Here is a 15,655-nt window from a genome sequence, read left to right as displayed (position 1 = left end):
GAACTAGCACGCTGCCGGTTGAAGAACAGCCGCGAGGCGTGTTTTCTCCGTCGCACCGTTTGGTCCAGGCATATCGCCCGGAGCTTGCCATTCCATATAGGACGCCGCCATGCCTACCCAAAGCAATCTGAAGCCAATGCTCAACGCGGCCGAGGTCAATGCGCTGATGGCGAGCGTCTATCCGCAGCTCAACGACAGCTTTACCTCGTACGAGGCGATCGAAGTGTTTCCCGGAGGCTGCACGGTGCGGCTCAATGCCGATGAGCGGCATCTGCGCCCCGGTGGCACGGTATCCGGTCCGTCCTTATTCACGCTGGCCGACATTGGCGGTTATGTCTGCGTGCTCAGCCACGCCGGACCGGACGCGCTTTCGGTGACGGTCAACCTCGACATCAACTTCATGCGCAAGGCCGAGGCCGGTCCGATCGACGGCCATTGCCGGATCCTGAAGCTCGGCAAGAGCCTGATGGTCTTCGACATCGACATCGTCGCCGGTCCCGATGGGCACACTGTCGCGCATGCCACCGGCACCTATTCGATCCCAAGGAAACGCGAAATGATGCGGTAAAATAATACCGTCATATCAAACCATTGTTTTTGCTTGATTTTATGCACCGAATTCGTTTTCGATCGCCTTGACGGGTCAGGCGCCCTCGCCTATAAGCCCTCGCGAAGCAGCGGCCCGCAACGGCCGCCGTTTTGTTATTGGCGGGTGGCTTCGGCTTTCCTGTCAATCCAAGCAACAAGAAACGCCTTCTCTTGTCCCTTTTGGATGGGAAAGGTCAACGTGAGAGCAAAACCATGGCTACCTTTTCGCAGAAGCCTGCGGATGTGGTGAAGAAGTGGGTGCTGATCGACGCCGAAGGTCTCGTCGTCGGTCGTCTGGCCACCGTCATCGCCAACCATCTGCGCGGCAAGCACAAGCCCACCTTCACCCCGCATGTCGATGATGGCGACAATGTCATCGTCATCAACGCCGACAAGGTGGTGTTCACCGGCAAGAAGTACACCGACAAGGTCTACTACTGGCACACCGGCCATCCCGGCGGCATCAAGGAGCGCACCGCGCGCCAGCTGCTCGAGGGCCGTTTCCCCGAGCGCGTCGTCGAGAAGGCCGTCGAGCGCATGATCCCGCGCGGCCCGCTTGGCCGTCGCCAGATGAAGAATCTCCGCGTCTATGCAGGCGCCGAGCATCCGCACACCGCCCAGCAGCCCGTCACGCTCGACGTGGCCAAGCTGAACTCCAAGAACAAGAGGGCCTCGTAATGGCTGAGCTTTCCTCGCTCGCAGAACTCGGCACCGTTGCCGCGCAGCCGGCCGCGCCCGTGCATGTCCAGAAGCTCGACAAGTCGGGCCGCGCCTATGCCACCGGCAAGCGCAAGAACGCCATCGCGCGCGTCTGGGTGAAGCCGGGCTCCGGCAAGATCACCGTCAACGACAAGGAATTCGCGGCCTATTTCGCGCGTCCGGTGCTGCAGATGATCCTCAACCAGCCGATCGTCGCGGCCAACCGCGCCGGCCAGTACGACATCGTCGCCACCGTCATCGGCGGCGGCCTCTCCGGCCAGGCCGGTGCGGTGCGTCACGGCATCTCCAAGGCGCTGACCTACTACGAGCCGGGTCTGCGCTCGGTGCTCAAGAAGGGCGGCTTCCTGACCCGCGACAGCCGCGTGGTCGAGCGCAAGAAGTACGGCAAGGCGAAGGCCCGCCGCAGCTTCCAGTTCTCCAAGCGCTAACAAGCGCTTGGAGCCAAGTTTTCCAAGCGCTAAGGAGCGCTTGGGGGCAAGTTCTCGAAGCGCCAAGCTTTACGGGTTCCAAGCTTTCGAAAGGCCGCCTCCGGGCGGCCTTTTTGTTTCCGCTACCAGTGCCCGGCCGGCGTTTTGATGTAGTCGATGAAGGCGCGCAGCGGCGCGGGCACCAGACGGCGGCCGGGATAATAGAGAAATGGCCCAGAGAAGCTCTGCCACCACGGCTCAAGCACAGGTTCCAGCGCGCCGCTCTCGAAATGCGGGCGGACCCAGTCCTCGAACAGCCAGAGAATGCCGACGCCGGCGATCGCCGCATCGATGGCGAGATCGACGCCCCCACCGATGCTGACGAGCAAGGGCCCAGTGGTATCGACCCGTACCACCTCACCATCCCGCTCGAACTCCCAGGGCGTCATGACCCCGCTCGGGAAGCGTCCGCGCACGCAGGCATGGCCAAGCAGGTCGCGCGGGTGCTGCGGCCGACCGTGCCGGTCAAGGTAGGACGGCGCGGCGGAGGTGGTGAAGCGCTGCGCGCGCGGCCCGATCGGCACCGCGATCATGTCCTGCTCCAGCCGCTCGTCATAGCGGATGCCGGCATCGCAGCCTGCCACCAGCAGATCGATAAAGTTCTCCTCGGCGATCACCTCCAGGCGAATGGCCGGATAGGCGGCGAGAAATCCCGGAACGATTCTTGGCAGCACCAGCCGCGAGGCGCTTATCGGCACGTTGACACGCAAGGTTCCGGCGGGCCGGTCGCGAAAGCCGTTCACCACATCGAGTGCGGCTTCTACCTCGCCCAATGCGGGGCCGAGCCGCGCCAGCAGGCTGGCGCCAGCCTCGGTCAAAGCGACGCTGCGCGTGGTGCGGTTGAAGAGTCGCACGCCGAGCTGGGTTTCCAGACGACGGATGGCTTCGCTGAGCGCGGAGGCGCTGCCCGCCGTCGCGCGGGCTCCTTCGCGAAAACCGCCGGCGCGCGCCACCGCCATAAACGCCTGGAGATCGTTGAGGTCAGCTGCCATTGTTCTTATTTCCGTACAGGTCGTGCCAGTTATACCCGGTTATCGGGACAGCGGCCATGCTCTATCTCCCTCGTCGACACGAAGGAGAACCATGATGTCCAGCGTAGACAAATCAGGCACATACCAACTGGGCGACCGCTCGGTCCACCGCCTCGGCTACGGCGCCATGCAGCTTGCGGGCAAAGGCGTCTTCGGACCGCCGAAGGACCATGACGCGGCAATCGCTGTGCTGCGCGAAGCGATAGCGCAAGGCGTGGACCATATCGACACCAGCGATTATTACGGGCCGTACGTCACCAACAAGCTGATCCGCGAGGCGCTGGCGCCCTACCCCGACGACCTCACCATCGTCACCAAGATCGGCGCCCGTCGGGGCGAAGACGCGTCCTGGCTGCCGGCCTTCACAGCCGACGAGCTCGAGCAGGCGGTGCACGACAATCTTCGCAATCTTGGCCTCGAGGTGATGGACGTCGTCAATCTGCGCATCATGTTCGGGGCGCTTGGTCCAGCCGAAGGCTCCATCGAGGCGCAGGTCACCAAGCTCGCCGAGCTGCAGCGCAAAGGCCTCGTGCGCCATATCGGCTTGAGCAACGTCACCCGCGCCCAAATAGCGGAAGGCCGAAAAATCTGCAAAATCGTCTGCGTGCAGAACCAGTACAATCTCGCGCATCGCGACGACGACGCGCTGATCGATGAACTGGCACGCGACGGCATCGCCTACGTGCCGTTCTTCCCGCTCGGCGGCTTCAGCCCGCTGCAATCCTCGACGCTGTCAAACGTGGCGGAACGGCTCGGAGCGACGCCGATGCAGGTTGCCCTGGCGTGGCTGTTGCAGCGCTCGCCCAACATCCTCTTGATCCCGGGCACGTCATCGGTCGCGCATTTGCGGGAGAATCTCGCGGCTGCCGAGCTGGAGCTGTCGGCGGATGTGCTCGCCGAGTTGGATGGCGTGGCGAAGGCCGCGTGATTGGCGACTAGCTAATCTCCCCCCTCGTGGGGGAGATGGCCGGCAGGCCAGAGGGGGGCGCTGTCCCGCCAGCATATCCAGCGTTTTTGAGTCAATCAAGCTCACGTTTGAAGTCACTGAAGATCGCAGGCCATCGAAGCTGGCGTTCCTTCGCGCCCCCCTCTGCCCTGCCGGCCATCTCCCCCACGAGGGGGGAGATCGGCTGTATCGGCGCCTCGCTTAATTAATACTCGCCGTATGCGCCGGCTCGGCCTGCTTGATGCCCGTCGTATATGGTACCCGATAGCCATTGGCCGCCAACCAGTCGATCGCCGCTTTCGGCTCATCCGTCTGGATGATCGTCGCGCCGCGGTCGACCCAGAAACCCCAGGCTTCGCGCGGCAGGCCGGCGGCGACGGCGAGTTCATCCCCGCGGCCGCCGGCAAGGAAGCCGCCCGGCTTGTGGACGATGGCGTAGGTGTCCGCCCAGAGATGCCAGCCGCCGCGGACCGCTTCCGCACGCATATGGTTGCCGAACAGCGGGCCGCCGTTCGACGTCAGCGTTTCCGCGCCGTTGCGCCAATTGATCAGCTCGATGGCATGAGGCGCGAACGCCTTGTTGACCTCGGCGGCGAAGGCGGCGTCATGCACGGCGTCGTCGGCGAGGATCGGCATGAACTGGAAGCCACCGCCGGCCTTGGCGAGCGCGGCGCTCGCCGTATCGATGCGCTGCCGGTTCCGGAGGTTCTCCTTGACGATCACCTGGTCGGCCATGCCGAGGTCGCGCGCCTCCGCGACCATGCCCGGCAGGTCGGTCACCTCCAGCTTGTTGTCGAGGTTGATCAGGATCCTGTCCCTTGTCGTCAGCAGCATCTCGCGCAGCGTCGAAACCGTCTCGTTGGTGACGGCCCCCGTGCCCTCTATGACCAGCCGGCACTTCTTCAGCTCGGAAAGCGTGTAGTTCACGACCTCGCCCTTGCAGGTGGTGGTGCGGTCGAGCCAGCTGTCATGCATGACGACGAACTCGCCATCCTTCGCGCGCCTGATGTCGACCTCGACGATCTCGGCGCCGATGGCGATCGACCCCTCGACCGCGGCCAGCGAATTCTCGGCGAAAGGCGTCTTGCGGGCCTCCATGCTGCCGGCGCGGTGCGCGGCGATCATCACATGATCGAACTGATTGGCATGTTCGAACCGGTCGAGGATCTGCGCGGCGCGTGTCTCGCCGGCTAAGCTTTGGCCAGGGATGGCGGCAAGTGCTGTGGACAGAAGAAGGCTCAGCCAGAGTGTTCGCATCGGGGGAATCGCTCCGTTCCGGGTCGAGACCCGGTTAGGCGATGCCTATGACAGGGCGGTGAACGAAGCCGGCTAGTTTTTCGTATCGAAGTCCGTCAAACCCGCTTGGCAAGGCGTCGGAACCAGGCGAGCGCCGGCATTTCGACGAAGCGCCAGGTGAACCAGGACGCGACGACGACAGCGATCAGCATCGCGATCAGAGCCGCGAAGCCGATCCATGGCGAGCCGGCGCCGAAGCCGGTCGCATGGTCGCCGCGCAGCATCAGATCGCCGACGATGCCGAGGCCGAGCCTGCGTTCGATGAGGCCGCCGACATTGATCATGCGCGCCTGGACGAAGATGTGCACCATGTAGATCGAGTAGGAGAGCGAGCCGAGCAACAGCATCGGCCGGCTGCGCAAAACCAAGCTCAGCCAGCCGCCCTCATGGGCGAAAAGATAAAGCGCCAGCGCGAAGACGACCGGCGCCAAAACGCCAATGTCGTTGGTGCCGGCAAAGGAGACGAACAGCGCAATCCCCACGATCATCGCAAGCTCTGCCAGCGTCCAGGCAAGGCGCCCTGCCCCGCCGCCAAGCGCCTGTCGCGCCTCTGCAATGGAATCGTGCTGAAACCAGGCGAGCAACGCGCCGAGCGAGAAACCGTAAAGGCAACGGATGAAGCCGAAATCGAAAGACACGTCCATATGACGCGTCGAGACCGCGAGCAGGAAAAGCGGCGCCGTCACAGCAGCGGCGACGAACCATATCCAGGCGAGCTGGCCGGCGGCGAAGACGACGGCGGCAAAGATGAGATAGGTGAAGAACTCGGCCGAGATGCTCCAGCTCGGCGCGTTCCAGCTCAGATGATCCTCAACCCCCATGCCCTGCAGAAGGAAGAGGTTGGCGATGAGGCTCTTCAGGTCGAAGCCGGCGGTGAAGGGCCCGGGACCCGTTCCGTGCAGGGCCGGCAGGACGAGCCGCAGCGCCTCGAAGCCGGCGAAGGCGGCAAGCATCAGGACATGCAGCGGATAGATGCGGCCGAAGCGCACCAGCGCGAAGCGGGCAAGGTCATCCTGCTCGTTCAGCCGGCTGCCATAGGCGCTGGCGATGACGAAGCCGGAGAGCACGAAGAAGAAGTCGACGAACAGATAGGAGCCGCCGACAAAGGCGCTTTGCGAAATCATCGACGTGGTCGGGAAGTGGAACAGCGCCACCAGCAGCGCGCAGATGCCGCGCCAGGAATCCAGCACCAGGAAGCGCTCGCCGGTCGCCGTGCCGGCACGGGACATCGCCGGCGCGGGCGCAAGGTTGAGCAGAGCCGTCTCAGCCATAATGATACAGATCCTGTGCTGCCGTGGCGCTCAGCGAGCGCCGCCTCGTTTCCGCAAGCTGTGACTGGCATGTTGCGTGCCGGTTCTGTAGTGGTGGCTGCCCGATGAAACCGAGGACCCGTAATGGCGAACCAAGAAATCGATCACGCCTTCACCGCCAGCTCCAAGACGGGCGCGTCGTTCGAGCCGACCTATGCCGGCGCGCTGTCATTCATGCGGCGCAAATACACGAAGGACGTGAAGGGCGCGGACGCCGTCGTGTGGGGCATTCCGTTCGACGCCGCTGTCACCAACCGGCCGGGCGCCCGCTTTGGGCCGCAGGCGATCCGCCGCGCCTCGGCGATCCTCGACAACGACCCGCAATACCCGTTCTCGCGCGACCTGTTCGAGCATCTTTCGGTGGTCGACTATGGCGATTGCCTGCTGGACAGCGGCAACCATCAGAAGACGCCCGGCACGATCGAGCGCGAGGCGGCCAAGATCTTGAAATCAGGCGCGTTCCTGCTGACGCTCGGCGGCGACCATTTCGTCACCTGGCCGGTGCTCAAGGCGCACGCCGCGATCCATGGGCCGTTGGCCCTGGTGCAGTTCGATGCGCATCAGGACACCTGGCCGGACGACGGCAAGCGCATCGACCACGGCTCCTTCGTTGCCCGGGCGGTGAATGAAGGCATCATCGATCCAGACCGCTCGATCCAGATCGGCATCCGCACGCACGCGCCGGATACGTTCGGCATCAAGATCCTCCACGGCCATGAAGTCGAGGAAATGCGGGCTTCCGACATCGCCTACGCCATCGTCGAGCGCACCGGCGGCAAGAAGACCTATCTCACTTTCGACATCGACTGCCTCGACCCTGCCTTCGCGCCCGGCACCGGCACGCCGGTGGCCGGTGGCCCGTCCTCGGCAAAAATGCTGTCGACGCTGCGCCAGCTGGGTCAGATCGACATCGTCGGCGCCGACATCGTCGAGGTTGCGCCGGCCTATGATCATGCCGATATAACGGCGATCGCCGGATCGATCATCGCCATGCACTATCTCGGCCTGCTGGCGGAACGAAAGGCGCGGCTCGAAGAATTGAGCAACGGCACTTATGCCGCAACAAATCATGCCAACGGCATATAACATTGGAATCGCAAGGAATTGGGTAAGCGATGAAACCGAAAATCTTCATTGACGGCGAACACGGCACCACCGGCCTGCAGATCAGGGCGCTGCTGGCCGACCGCGGCGACCTGGAGATCATCTCCATCCCGACCGAACGCCGCAAGGAAGCCGCCGCGCGCGCCGAATTCCTCAATGCGGCCGATGTTGCGATCCTTTGCCTGCCGGATGCGGCGGCGAAGGAAAGCGTGTCGCTGATTACGAACGACACCACCAAGGTGATCGACGCCTCGACCGCGCATCGCGTGGCCGAGGGCTGGGAATATGGCTTCGCCGAAATGGACAAGGACCAGGCGAAGAAGATCGCCAGCGCGAAGCGCGTCGCCAATCCGGGCTGCTGGCCGCAAGGCCCGATCGCCACGCTTCGTCCGCTGCTCTCCGCCGGCCTTCTGCCCGCCGATTTTCCGGTCACCGTGAACGGCATTTCCGGCTATTCCGGCGGCGGCCGGCCGATGATCGAGGACTATGTCGGCAAGGGCGAGGACGCGCCCGAGTTCCTGCCCTACGGGTTGACACTGCAGCACAAGCATGTGCCGGAGCTCCGCACCTATGCGAAGCTGTCGCATGACCCGATCATGCAGCCGGCGGTGGGCAATTTCGCGCAGGGCATGATCACGGTGGTGCCGCTGCAGCTCGGCGGTCTCGATCGCGTGCCGACAGGCGCTGAGCTCCATGCTGCGATCGCCGACCATTATGCGTCGATCGACGGCGGCGTGGTCGAGGTCGCGCCCTACACCCATATGGAGCGCATCCCGGAGATCGATCCGGAGATCTACAACGGCACCAACCGGATGAAGGTCTACGTGTTCGCCAATGACGAGCGGGCGCAGGCGCTGCTGATGGCCGTCTACGACAATCTCGGCAAGGGCGCGTCTGGTGCGGCGGTGCAAAATCTCGACCTGATGCTCGGCATCAAGCACTGAGCGGCGATGCAGGCGTTTCCAGAGCGCTGGGGCCTCCGAAAGGTTCGCTCGCGATACTGATCGCCGGCCGTCAGCTTCCGACCTTTATCTCGGTCTGTAGCGGATAGGCGCCCTTGGTGCCGCGCCAGTGCGCGGCGGCGAAGCCGAGCAGGACCAGCGCGATCGCCTGGTGCGTCAACGCCATGTGCAGCGGCACCTGCATCAGCAGCGTGCCGATGCCGATCGAGGCCTGGACGACCACCAGCGCGAACAGAAGCGTAGCCCGGCGGGCGTGGGTGGTGCCCGGCTGGCGCCGCCAAGTGGAGATCATGTGCCAGAGCGTCACGACGAAGATCGTATAGGCGCCCAGCCGATGCACGAACTGCACCGTCTTCGGATTTTCAAAGAAGTTCAGCCAGGCGGGCTTCAGGAGAAGCAAATCGGATGGAATCACCTTTCCGTCCATCAGCGGCCATGTGTTGTAGGAAAGGCCGGCGTGGAGCCCGGCGACCAGCCCGCCGAGATAGATCTGGATCAGCGCCAGCAGCACGATGAAGCCGGCGAGCCGCTGTGTCGACCGGTCGGCGGCGGGCTCGGAGTGCGGCGCCAAACCACGCGCCACCACCATCGTCGCCGTGAAGATCAGCGCGGCAAGCGTCAAATGCGTTGCCAGCCGGTACTGGCTGACCGAAACGCGGTCGACCAGGCCCGAAGCCACCATCCACCAGCCGATGGCGCCTTGCAGTCCGCCGAGCGCCAGGATGCCGATCAGCTTCAGCCCAAGGCCGCGCTCGATGCGTCGCGTTGCCCAGAAGAACAGCAGCGGCAGGGCAAAGACCACGCCGACGCTGCGCGCCAGGATGCGGTGCGCCCACTCCCACCAGAAGATGGACTTGAAGTCCTCGAGGCTCATGCCCTTGTTGATCTCGGTGTATTGCGGGATCTGCTGGTAGCGCTGGAACTCTTCCTGCCATTCGGCGTCGTTGAGCGGCGGGATGACGCCATGTATCGGCTGCCACTGAGTGATCGACAGCCCCGAGCCGGTGAGACGCGTGGAACCGCCGACCAGCACCAGCGCGAACAGCACGAGCACCACGACGTAGAGCCAGCCGCGCACCAAAGCCCGGTTGTGGAGGTCGCGGTCACGTGCGGCGTGGGGGGCCGTGGCGGTCATGGCAGCCATGGTCGTTTTCCGACAGTTGAAACGCTGACGTGGTGGACCAAGGCCGCCCAACTGGCAAGACTGGACAGCGCGGCACGCCGTCGCGCCGGGCCGCGGCGGTTGCGCGCGCACGTCATTCAGCCTAAGCGAGACGGGTCAACGAGACCGCGACATGTCCATTCGCCTGAAAAAGCTGATCGGAACCATTCTGCTGGTGGCGCTGGTCGTCATCTACGCGCTGATCGCGTCGGCCGTCGCGGTCACCCGGCTCGCCGAATACGGCCCCACGGCGCATCTCCTGTTCTTCCTGCTCAGCGGCTTTCTCTGGGTCCTGCCTGCCATGGCCATCATCAAATGGCTGATCATCGAGCCGCGGCCGAAAGGCTGAGCCGCGCTGACGCCGGCGGCGCCGGCTCGTCTAGATCGTCACCACCATCTTGCCCGCATTGGCGAGCGGCGTCGTGATGCCGGACAGCATCGTGCGGATATGGGCCACGTTCTGGTAGCGACCGTTGACGGAGATGCGCGGCAGCGCATGCAGGAAGCCGACATGCTCGGCGCGCAGCACACCATGCCGTGTCGTCACCGCGGAGGCATAACCAGCGTCGCGCGCGAAGCCCACTTCGCGGCAGCCGACCGCGCTGGCATAGCCATACGGATAGGCCAGATGATGTGGCTCTTCGCCGAGCTTCTCCGCGAGGATGCGGCGGACGTCGCCGATCTCATGGCGCGCGTCGGCCTCGGACAGCCGCTTCAAGTTTCGGTGGGTGACGGTGTGCGCGCCAATGGTCACCAACGGATGCGCGGCCATGGTGCGAAGCTCTTCCCAGGTCATCAAGGTGCACGGGCGGCCCGAACCGAATTCATAGCCATTCGAACGAGCCAGTTCGCGCAGCGCGGCGCCCTGCTCTTGCTCCGCGACTTCCTCGGTCAGCCAGGCGTTCAGCCGCGCCACGGCCTGGATCTTGCGGCCGGGCGTCGAGCAATCGATGATTGTCGATCCGCCCTCCGTCGTCAGCGTCAGGCGCGAGCTGGTGTCGACGATATCCTCCACCACATCCCACCAGAGGTCGGCAGCGCCGTCGATCAAGCCGGGGGCGACGTAGATGGTGATCGGCGCGCCGTGTTTTTCCAGCACCGGCAGCGCCTCCGTCATGTTGTCGCGATAGGCGTCGTCGGCGGTGATCGTGGCGAACTGGCCGCCCTTGCCGCCAAGTTTGATGCGTTCGATCGCTTCATCAAGAGAGACAAAGGCATAGCCCCTTGCCTTCATGTCGGCGATCAGATTGTCGAGGAAGGCGGGCGCGATGTTCAGATGACGGTTGACGCTGTTCGGCTTCTCCGGCGTCGCGGTCACACGATGCAGCATCAGGATAGCGCCGATGCCGCCGACAAACGGCCGCGCCAGAGGTGCAAGGCCGGAGTAGCGGGCAAGGTTCAACGCCAGTTTCCGGATTGCCTCGCCCCCGTCGATCATTCCTTCACCTTTTGCGCCTAGGCTCAACCAATCACACATTCGCCTATGCCAACCCCCAAGTCGGAACCAATACGTCTTAAGGATTGAGGTATGGTTGACGCCGCCGCGTCATTTGACGGCAACCGGGTCGCGGCCAACGAGGTTTCCGCGCGACCTGTCAAAGCCTCTCAGGGCCGATGGGCTGCCGCCCTGAGCGGTGGAGCCGGCCTGGTGGACTACGCGCAATTTTGCGCCTCGGCGCTGTACGCGCCGGCGCAAAGCGCATCCTGGGTCAGCAACTGGGCGGCCGCGACCGGCGCCGACATCATTGTCGCGACGCTTGCCTGCGATGGCCGTCCAGCGCTTTCGCTGGCACTTGAGGTCGTACGTCGCGGCCCATTCAAGGTCGCGCGTTTCCCCGGCGGACGTCACGCCAACGGCAATTTCGCCGCGGTTGACCCGCGTTTCCTGCCTGCCATCGACGGCCCGGCGATCCGGTCGATGTTCAAGGAAATCGCTGGAACGCGGCCGGACATCGACCTGACCTCGCTGGAACGGCTGCTGCCCGACCTTGATGGCGTCGCCAATCCGCTTGCCGCACTGCCCAGCTTTCCGAGTCCGAACCTCGCGCTCGCCGTCGATCTTGACGGCGGGTTCGATGCGCTGCTGTCACGTGCGAGCGGCAAGCGCAAGCGCAAGAAGCATCGTTCGCAGACGCGCAAGTTCGAGGCCATCGGCACCTTCCGACGGATCGAAGCCCGCACCCCCGAAGACGTCGAAAGGCTGCTCGGCGCCTTCCTTGACATGAAGGAAGTGCGTTTCGCCAAGATGGGCATCGCCAATGTCTTCGGCGATGCGGGCGTGCGCGCCTTCTTCCGGGCGCTGTTTACCGATGCGCTCACCGAGGACAAGCCGTCGTTTCTGCTGCATGGCCTGGACGTGGCCGGGAAACTGCGCGCAGTGACCGGCTCCAGCCGCTCGGGCAAGCGGCTGATCTGCGAATTCGGCGCCATCGCCGACGACGATCTCGCCTTCACCAGTCCCGGCGATTTCCTGTTCTTCGACAACATCCAGGAAGCCTGCGAGCTCGGTTTCGACGTCTATGATTTCTCGGTCGGAGACGAGCCTTACAAACGGCTCTGGTGCGATATCGAGGTCCAGCATTTCGAGGTGCTTGCGCCACTGACGCTGAAGGGCCGCGCGTTGGCCGCGGCGATGCGGCAAGGCGCGCTGGGGAAGGCCTTCATCAAGAACAACCCGACGATCTGGAAGCTGACCAAGATGCTGCGCCGCAAGGCTGCCGGACAGGCAGCACCTGCCGCAGCCGAGGACGACAGCTAGACCTGGCGAGAGCCGCTAACTACGCCGCCTGAACGATCTCGACCAATTCAACGTCGAACACCAGGTCCTTTCCGGCCAACGGATGATTGCCGTCGAGCTTGACGCTGGCGTCGTCGACCCCGATGACCGTCACTTGCATGGGACGTCCCTCACGGGTACGGGCCTGCAATCGGGTGCCAACACCGACGTCGATGTTTGCCGGCACGGCGGCGCGGTCGACGGTTACGACCGCCTCGGGGCGATGGGGGCCATAGGCGGCGTCAGCGGGAACGGTGACGGTGCTTTTGGTACCGACCTCCATGCCCTCGACATGGGTTTCGAGACCAGGAATTACCTGTCCTTCACCGAGTGTGAACTGCAACGGTTCACTGCCTGAAGAATCAAATTGGGTGCCGTCCACCAGACGCCCAGTGTAGTTGATGCGTACGGTGTCGCCGTTCTTGGCCTGGGTCATAACAGCCATCCTTTGGGAGTTTTGGGGGCCGGCCTGGGATCACGGTCCCGCTCTCGATCATCCACGCACCAAAATGCGCAGCGCGAAACATCCAAACTAGGTGCCTTGCCGCCGATGTAAAGTGCGGGAGCCGCAGAGAAATGGTCCGGTCCGGCCTTGCACCTAAAGCGCGTCGCGATCCTTCGGATTCGCTCCATGTGCTTTAGGTCTTTGATTTTGCGCATGTATTTATCCCGAAACCGGCTCCCACTTTCGGGAGACATGCTTTAAGATTGTCATGCCCCCGGCTGAGCCGCGCTCCGTTTGTCGCGGTCCGGACTCCGGTACCTCGCGATTATCCTTCAAGCGTCGCGGCAGCGCCGGACAGCCGTCTCGGCCTCCAACCCTATGCAGCCGACCGGCGCCCGGGCAATGGATCTACCGGCTCATGGCCGACCGGCGTGACCAGCGTGACGCCCGGAAAGCCGTTCTCGATCAGCTTCACCGCGGCCTGGGTCACCTGATCGTCGGCTTCCAGCATCGACAGGAAGACTTCGGTGCCATCGCCGACCAAGCGGCTGATGCCCTGCGCGTCGGCCGGGCCGCATTCTACCACGACGAGGTCGTAGGCCGTGGTCAGCGATTGCATGATGATGGGCAGCCGGTCTGCGGCGCGCATAGCGCGCACCGGGTCGGCGGTGCCAACCGGAATGACATGCGCATCCGAATAGAGATCGGGATGGATAACGTCGCTGAACTGCGCTTCGGAAGCGAGCAGATTGGTGATGCCCGGAAACAGGCTCGAGTCCAGCATCGGCCGCGACGCCGCGCCCGATGCGGTGAGATCGAGCAGCAGCACACGCAGGCCGGCGTCCGAAACTTCCCGCGCCACGAGCACGGCGGACGCGGCCGCCTCGTCGCCTTCCGGCGAGACGAAGATCGCGCGTGATGCGCCGGAAGCGATCAGCTTCTCCGCCGCCTTGTCGACATCAATCTCGCCGAGCCTGGACGGAAGCGGTTCGGGTTTCGGCTCGGGCAAGGGTTGCGTCGGCTCGACGGGCTCCGATTCCATTGCACGGGTCTGCGCCATCCGAGACTCTTGCGGCAATCGTCCGCGGCGCATGGTCGCCTCATAGGGAGCGAAAGGATCCCCATCATCCTCCTCTTCGGCGACCGCCGGCTCGGCGCGCGTCACCGGCATTGCCACCTGCTCGATATTGGCGAAACGGGCGCCGGCGGCCGGACGCATGGCGCGGCCAGAGAACAGCTCGGCAAGCAGCGTGCCGATGGCCATCAACAACAGCGAAGCAGCGGCGGCGGCGCCAGTGATCGGCCCGATCTTCGGGAAATAAGGTTGCGACGGCACCTGTGCTTGCGCGATCAGGCTTGCCGCGACGGGCGAATATTTGCGATCCTTGCGCGAGGCCACCGCGTTGTAACTTGTCATATAGGATTCAAGCTGTTGGCGCTGAACGTTGGCGTCACGCTGCAAGGCGTCCAGTTGCACCTGCTGCTCGCCGGCGCGCGCCGAGGCTGCCTTCAGGGTGTTGACGTCGGCAACCAGCTGATCCTCGCGGGCCTTGGCCGTCTGGGCCTGGGCCGACAGCCCCCGGATGATCTTTTGAGCCTCGTTGCGAATCTGGCCGTCGAGGTCGGCAAGCTGCGACTTCAGCGCCCGGATGCGCGGATGGTTGTCGAGCAAGGTCGTCGAAAGATCGGCAATGTTGGCCCTGAGTTCCACCTGGCGCTCGCGCAGGCGCTGGATCAGCTCGGAAGACAGGACTTCCGGCACGCTGTCCAGCGAACCGCCGTTCTGCAGCGCCCGACGCACGGCCTCGGCACTCCCCTCGGCGGCGGCGCGGCTGGCGCGCACCCGCGACAGTTCGCTCGACAGCTCGGCAAGCTGCTGAGTGGGCAGCACCGCATTGTTGCCGCCCATCAAAAGGTCCGACTGAGCGCGGAACGCCGCGACCTTGGCCTCGGCGTCCTTCACGCGGTTCTGCAGGTCGGCGATTTCGGGCGCGAGGAAGTTGGTGGCGGCGGCGTTCGATTCGAGCTTGGCGTCGCCCTTCGAGGCGATATAGGCGTCGGCAATGCCATTCGCGACCGCCGCGGCAAGCTTGGGATCCTTCGAGGCGAACTCGATGGCGATGGCGCGAGTCTTTTCAACGGCATAGACATTGAGCTTGTCGTGCATGGCGTTCAGCACGCGCTCTTCCGGCGGCATATCGAACGGATCGCTTTTCAGGCCGACAAGGACCAGCACGCGCCCAAGCGCGGACATCTTCAGCGTCTCATCGAACTCCGGCAACTTGTCCAAGTTGAGCTTGGTCGCCACCTGCTTGAGGATGTCGGGAGAGGAAATGATCTGAACCTGGGTGGCCACGCCCTGTTCATCGAGAATCGGCTTGTCGTCGTCATTGGTGCCTGGCGGCCGGGTGTATTCCGATTCGCGCGAGCCGATCTCCAGCTTGGCCGTCGCCTTATAGTATGGCGTTGCCAGCCAGGCGAAAGCAAAGGCCAATCCGGTAACCAGAAGCGTCACAACAACAATACGCAGCCAGTTTCGCCCCAGACTGGCGAAAAGCTGTCTCAGGTCGACATCAACATCTGCGGCCGCGGACTGAACGGACATGCATCCTGCTCCGAACTTTGAGTCGAGGACGGACCGTAAACAACTATGGTAACTCACCCGTTAAGATGAACCCGAACCGCTACTGGCGCGAGCCCCCAAAACACTGTGCGAAAGCCATATAAAGACTCTGCTTTTTACAAATCCTCGTTCCTTCAGGGCGCCTTCCTTTACCGCCCATTAACCCTAACAGGATGATAACGACCCTACGTCCTGGGGTTGACCGCAGCGGTTGCGGCAAGAGCG

At 63.9% G+C, this 15,655-nt stretch carries 15 protein-coding genes; 8 read left to right on the top strand and 7 right to left on the bottom strand.

Annotation, left to right across the window (positions count from 1 at the left end; genetic code table 11):
* Window positions 1–109: 109 nt before the first annotated feature.
* The 3 genes from EN869_RS29835 (at window position 110) to rpsI (ending at window position 1,736) form a co-directional block, all read left to right on the top strand.
* On the top strand, window positions 110–568 hold the full coding sequence (locus EN869_RS29835; RefSeq protein WP_127230125.1) for a PaaI family thioesterase: 459 nt from the start codon (window positions 110–112) through the stop codon (window positions 566–568).
* Window positions 569–801: 233 nt separating this feature from the next.
* Window positions 802–1,266, top strand: coding sequence for a 50S ribosomal protein L13 (gene rplM / locus EN869_RS29830; RefSeq protein WP_040983169.1), 465 nt, complete (start codon window positions 802–804; stop codon window positions 1,264–1,266).
* Entirely contained in the window at window positions 1,266–1,736 is a 471-nt protein-coding gene (gene rpsI, locus EN869_RS29825; protein WP_112099693.1) for a 30S ribosomal protein S9, read from the top strand. The genes rplM and rpsI overlap by 1 nt, the downstream gene beginning before the upstream one ends.
* 122 nt (window positions 1,737–1,858) lie before the next feature.
* Here rpsI and EN869_RS29820 read toward each other — a convergent pair whose 3' ends face one another.
* The gene (locus EN869_RS29820) at window positions 1,859–2,767 is read right to left on the bottom strand and encodes a LysR family transcriptional regulator (RefSeq protein ID WP_127230124.1); all 909 of its coding nucleotides are present in this window, start codon (window positions 2,765–2,767) and stop codon (window positions 1,859–1,861) included.
* Window positions 2,768–2,861: 94 nt separating this feature from the next.
* Here EN869_RS29820 and EN869_RS29815 point away from each other — a divergent pair, with 94 nt between their 5' ends.
* Window positions 2,862–3,734: an aldo/keto reductase family oxidoreductase gene (locus EN869_RS29815; protein WP_127230123.1), complete on the top strand. Its 873-nt coding sequence runs from the start codon at window positions 2,862–2,864 to the stop codon at window positions 3,732–3,734.
* A gap of 219 nt (window positions 3,735–3,953) precedes the next feature.
* Here the strand turns inward: EN869_RS29815 and EN869_RS29805 are convergent, their stop codons facing one another.
* Complete coding sequence (locus tag EN869_RS29805; protein ID WP_127230122.1) at window positions 3,954–5,009, bottom strand: glycerophosphodiester phosphodiesterase family protein; 1,056 nt, start codon at window positions 5,007–5,009, stop codon at window positions 3,954–3,956.
* Between the two features lie 95 nt (window positions 5,010–5,104).
* Window positions 5,105–6,319: an acyltransferase gene (locus EN869_RS29800; RefSeq protein ID WP_127230121.1), complete on the bottom strand. Its 1,215-nt coding sequence runs from the start codon at window positions 6,317–6,319 to the stop codon at window positions 5,105–5,107.
* Between the two features lie 123 nt (window positions 6,320–6,442).
* Between EN869_RS29800 and speB the strand changes: the two genes are divergently transcribed.
* Complete coding sequence (gene speB / locus EN869_RS29795; RefSeq protein WP_127230120.1) at window positions 6,443–7,444, top strand: agmatinase; 1,002 nt, start codon at window positions 6,443–6,445, stop codon at window positions 7,442–7,444.
* Window positions 7,445–7,473: 29 nt separating this feature from the next.
* Complete coding sequence (gene argC / locus EN869_RS29790) at window positions 7,474–8,406, top strand: N-acetyl-gamma-glutamyl-phosphate reductase (RefSeq protein WP_127230119.1); 933 nt, start codon at window positions 7,474–7,476, stop codon at window positions 8,404–8,406.
* A 70-nt stretch (window positions 8,407–8,476) separates the two neighbouring features.
* On the opposite strand, the gene EN869_RS29785 is transcribed toward argC, so the two are convergent.
* The gene (locus EN869_RS29785) at window positions 8,477–9,568 is read right to left on the bottom strand and encodes a COX15/CtaA family protein (RefSeq protein ID WP_127230118.1); all 1,092 of its coding nucleotides are present in this window, start codon (window positions 9,566–9,568) and stop codon (window positions 8,477–8,479) included.
* A 151-nt stretch (window positions 9,569–9,719) separates the two neighbouring features.
* On the opposite strand from EN869_RS29785, the gene EN869_RS29780 reads away from it, so the two are divergent.
* On the top strand, window positions 9,720–9,935 hold the full coding sequence (locus EN869_RS29780) for a DUF2842 domain-containing protein (RefSeq protein WP_127230117.1): 216 nt from the start codon (window positions 9,720–9,722) through the stop codon (window positions 9,933–9,935).
* A gap of 30 nt (window positions 9,936–9,965) precedes the next feature.
* Here the strand turns inward: EN869_RS29780 and EN869_RS29775 are convergent, their stop codons facing one another.
* Window positions 9,966–11,024, bottom strand: coding sequence for a polysaccharide deacetylase family protein (locus EN869_RS29775; protein ID WP_127230116.1), 1,059 nt, complete (start codon window positions 11,022–11,024; stop codon window positions 9,966–9,968).
* A 90-nt stretch (window positions 11,025–11,114) separates the two neighbouring features.
* On the opposite strand from EN869_RS29775, the gene EN869_RS29770 reads away from it, so the two are divergent.
* Window positions 11,115–12,344 carry a GNAT family N-acetyltransferase gene (locus EN869_RS29770; protein ID WP_127230115.1) on the top strand — a complete coding sequence of 410 codons (1,230 nt, stop codon included), beginning with the start codon at window positions 11,115–11,117 and terminating at the stop codon, window positions 12,342–12,344.
* Window positions 12,345–12,363: 19 nt separating this feature from the next.
* Here the strand turns inward: EN869_RS29770 and EN869_RS29765 are convergent, their stop codons facing one another.
* Together EN869_RS29765 and EN869_RS29760 are read right to left on the bottom strand one after the other, a co-directional pair.
* On the bottom strand, window positions 12,364–12,798 hold the full coding sequence (locus EN869_RS29765; RefSeq protein ID WP_127230114.1) for a peptidylprolyl isomerase: 435 nt from the start codon (window positions 12,796–12,798) through the stop codon (window positions 12,364–12,366).
* A 385-nt stretch (window positions 12,799–13,183) separates the two neighbouring features.
* A complete protein-coding gene (locus EN869_RS29760) occupies window positions 13,184–15,412 on the bottom strand; it encodes an exopolysaccharide transport family protein (RefSeq protein WP_127230113.1) in 2,229 nt (742 codons plus the stop codon).
* Window positions 15,413–15,655 lie beyond the last annotated feature (243 nt).

Origin of the sequence: Mesorhizobium sp. M2D.F.Ca.ET.226.01.1.1 (genome assembly GCF_004022705.2) — a bacterium.
Classification (GTDB): Bacteria; Pseudomonadota; Alphaproteobacteria; order Rhizobiales; family Rhizobiaceae; genus Mesorhizobium.
Note: the sequence above shows the minus strand (reverse complement) of the source record. Positions and strands in the feature narration are given on the sequence as shown.

Excerpts from the sequence above, each read along its gene's own strand:
- EN869_RS29815 (WP_127230123.1), top strand. The coding sequence starts at position 2,862 with ATGTCCAGCGTAGACAAATCAGGCACATACCAACTGGGCGACCGCTCG.
- EN869_RS29775 (WP_127230116.1), bottom strand. The coding sequence starts at position 11,024 with ATGATCGACGGGGGCGAGGCAATCCGGAAACTGGCGTTGAACCTTGCC.
- rplM (WP_040983169.1), top strand. The coding sequence starts at position 802 with ATGGCTACCTTTTCGCAGAAGCCTGCGGATGTGGTGAAGAAGTGGGTG.
- rpsI (WP_112099693.1), top strand. The coding sequence starts at position 1,266 with ATGGCTGAGCTTTCCTCGCTCGCAGAACTCGGCACCGTTGCCGCGCAG.
- EN869_RS29760 (WP_127230113.1), bottom strand. The coding sequence starts at position 15,412 with ATGTCCGTTCAGTCCGCGGCCGCAGATGTTGATGTCGACCTGAGACAG.
- speB (WP_127230120.1), top strand. The coding sequence starts at position 6,443 with ATGGCGAACCAAGAAATCGATCACGCCTTCACCGCCAGCTCCAAGACG.
- EN869_RS29765 (WP_127230114.1), bottom strand. The coding sequence starts at position 12,798 with ATGACCCAGGCCAAGAACGGCGACACCGTACGCATCAACTACACTGGG.
- EN869_RS29785 (WP_127230118.1), bottom strand. The coding sequence starts at position 9,568 with ATGGCTGCCATGACCGCCACGGCCCCCCACGCCGCACGTGACCGCGAC.
- argC (WP_127230119.1), top strand. The coding sequence starts at position 7,474 with ATGAAACCGAAAATCTTCATTGACGGCGAACACGGCACCACCGGCCTG.
- EN869_RS29820 (WP_127230124.1), bottom strand. The coding sequence starts at position 2,767 with ATGGCAGCTGACCTCAACGATCTCCAGGCGTTTATGGCGGTGGCGCGC.
- EN869_RS29800 (WP_127230121.1), bottom strand. The coding sequence starts at position 6,319 with ATGGCTGAGACGGCTCTGCTCAACCTTGCGCCCGCGCCGGCGATGTCC.
- EN869_RS29805 (WP_127230122.1), bottom strand. The coding sequence starts at position 5,009 with ATGCGAACACTCTGGCTGAGCCTTCTTCTGTCCACAGCACTTGCCGCC.
- EN869_RS29770 (WP_127230115.1), top strand. The coding sequence starts at position 11,115 with ATGGTTGACGCCGCCGCGTCATTTGACGGCAACCGGGTCGCGGCCAAC.
- EN869_RS29780 (WP_127230117.1), top strand. The coding sequence starts at position 9,720 with ATGTCCATTCGCCTGAAAAAGCTGATCGGAACCATTCTGCTGGTGGCG.
- EN869_RS29835 (WP_127230125.1), top strand. The coding sequence starts at position 110 with ATGCCTACCCAAAGCAATCTGAAGCCAATGCTCAACGCGGCCGAGGTC.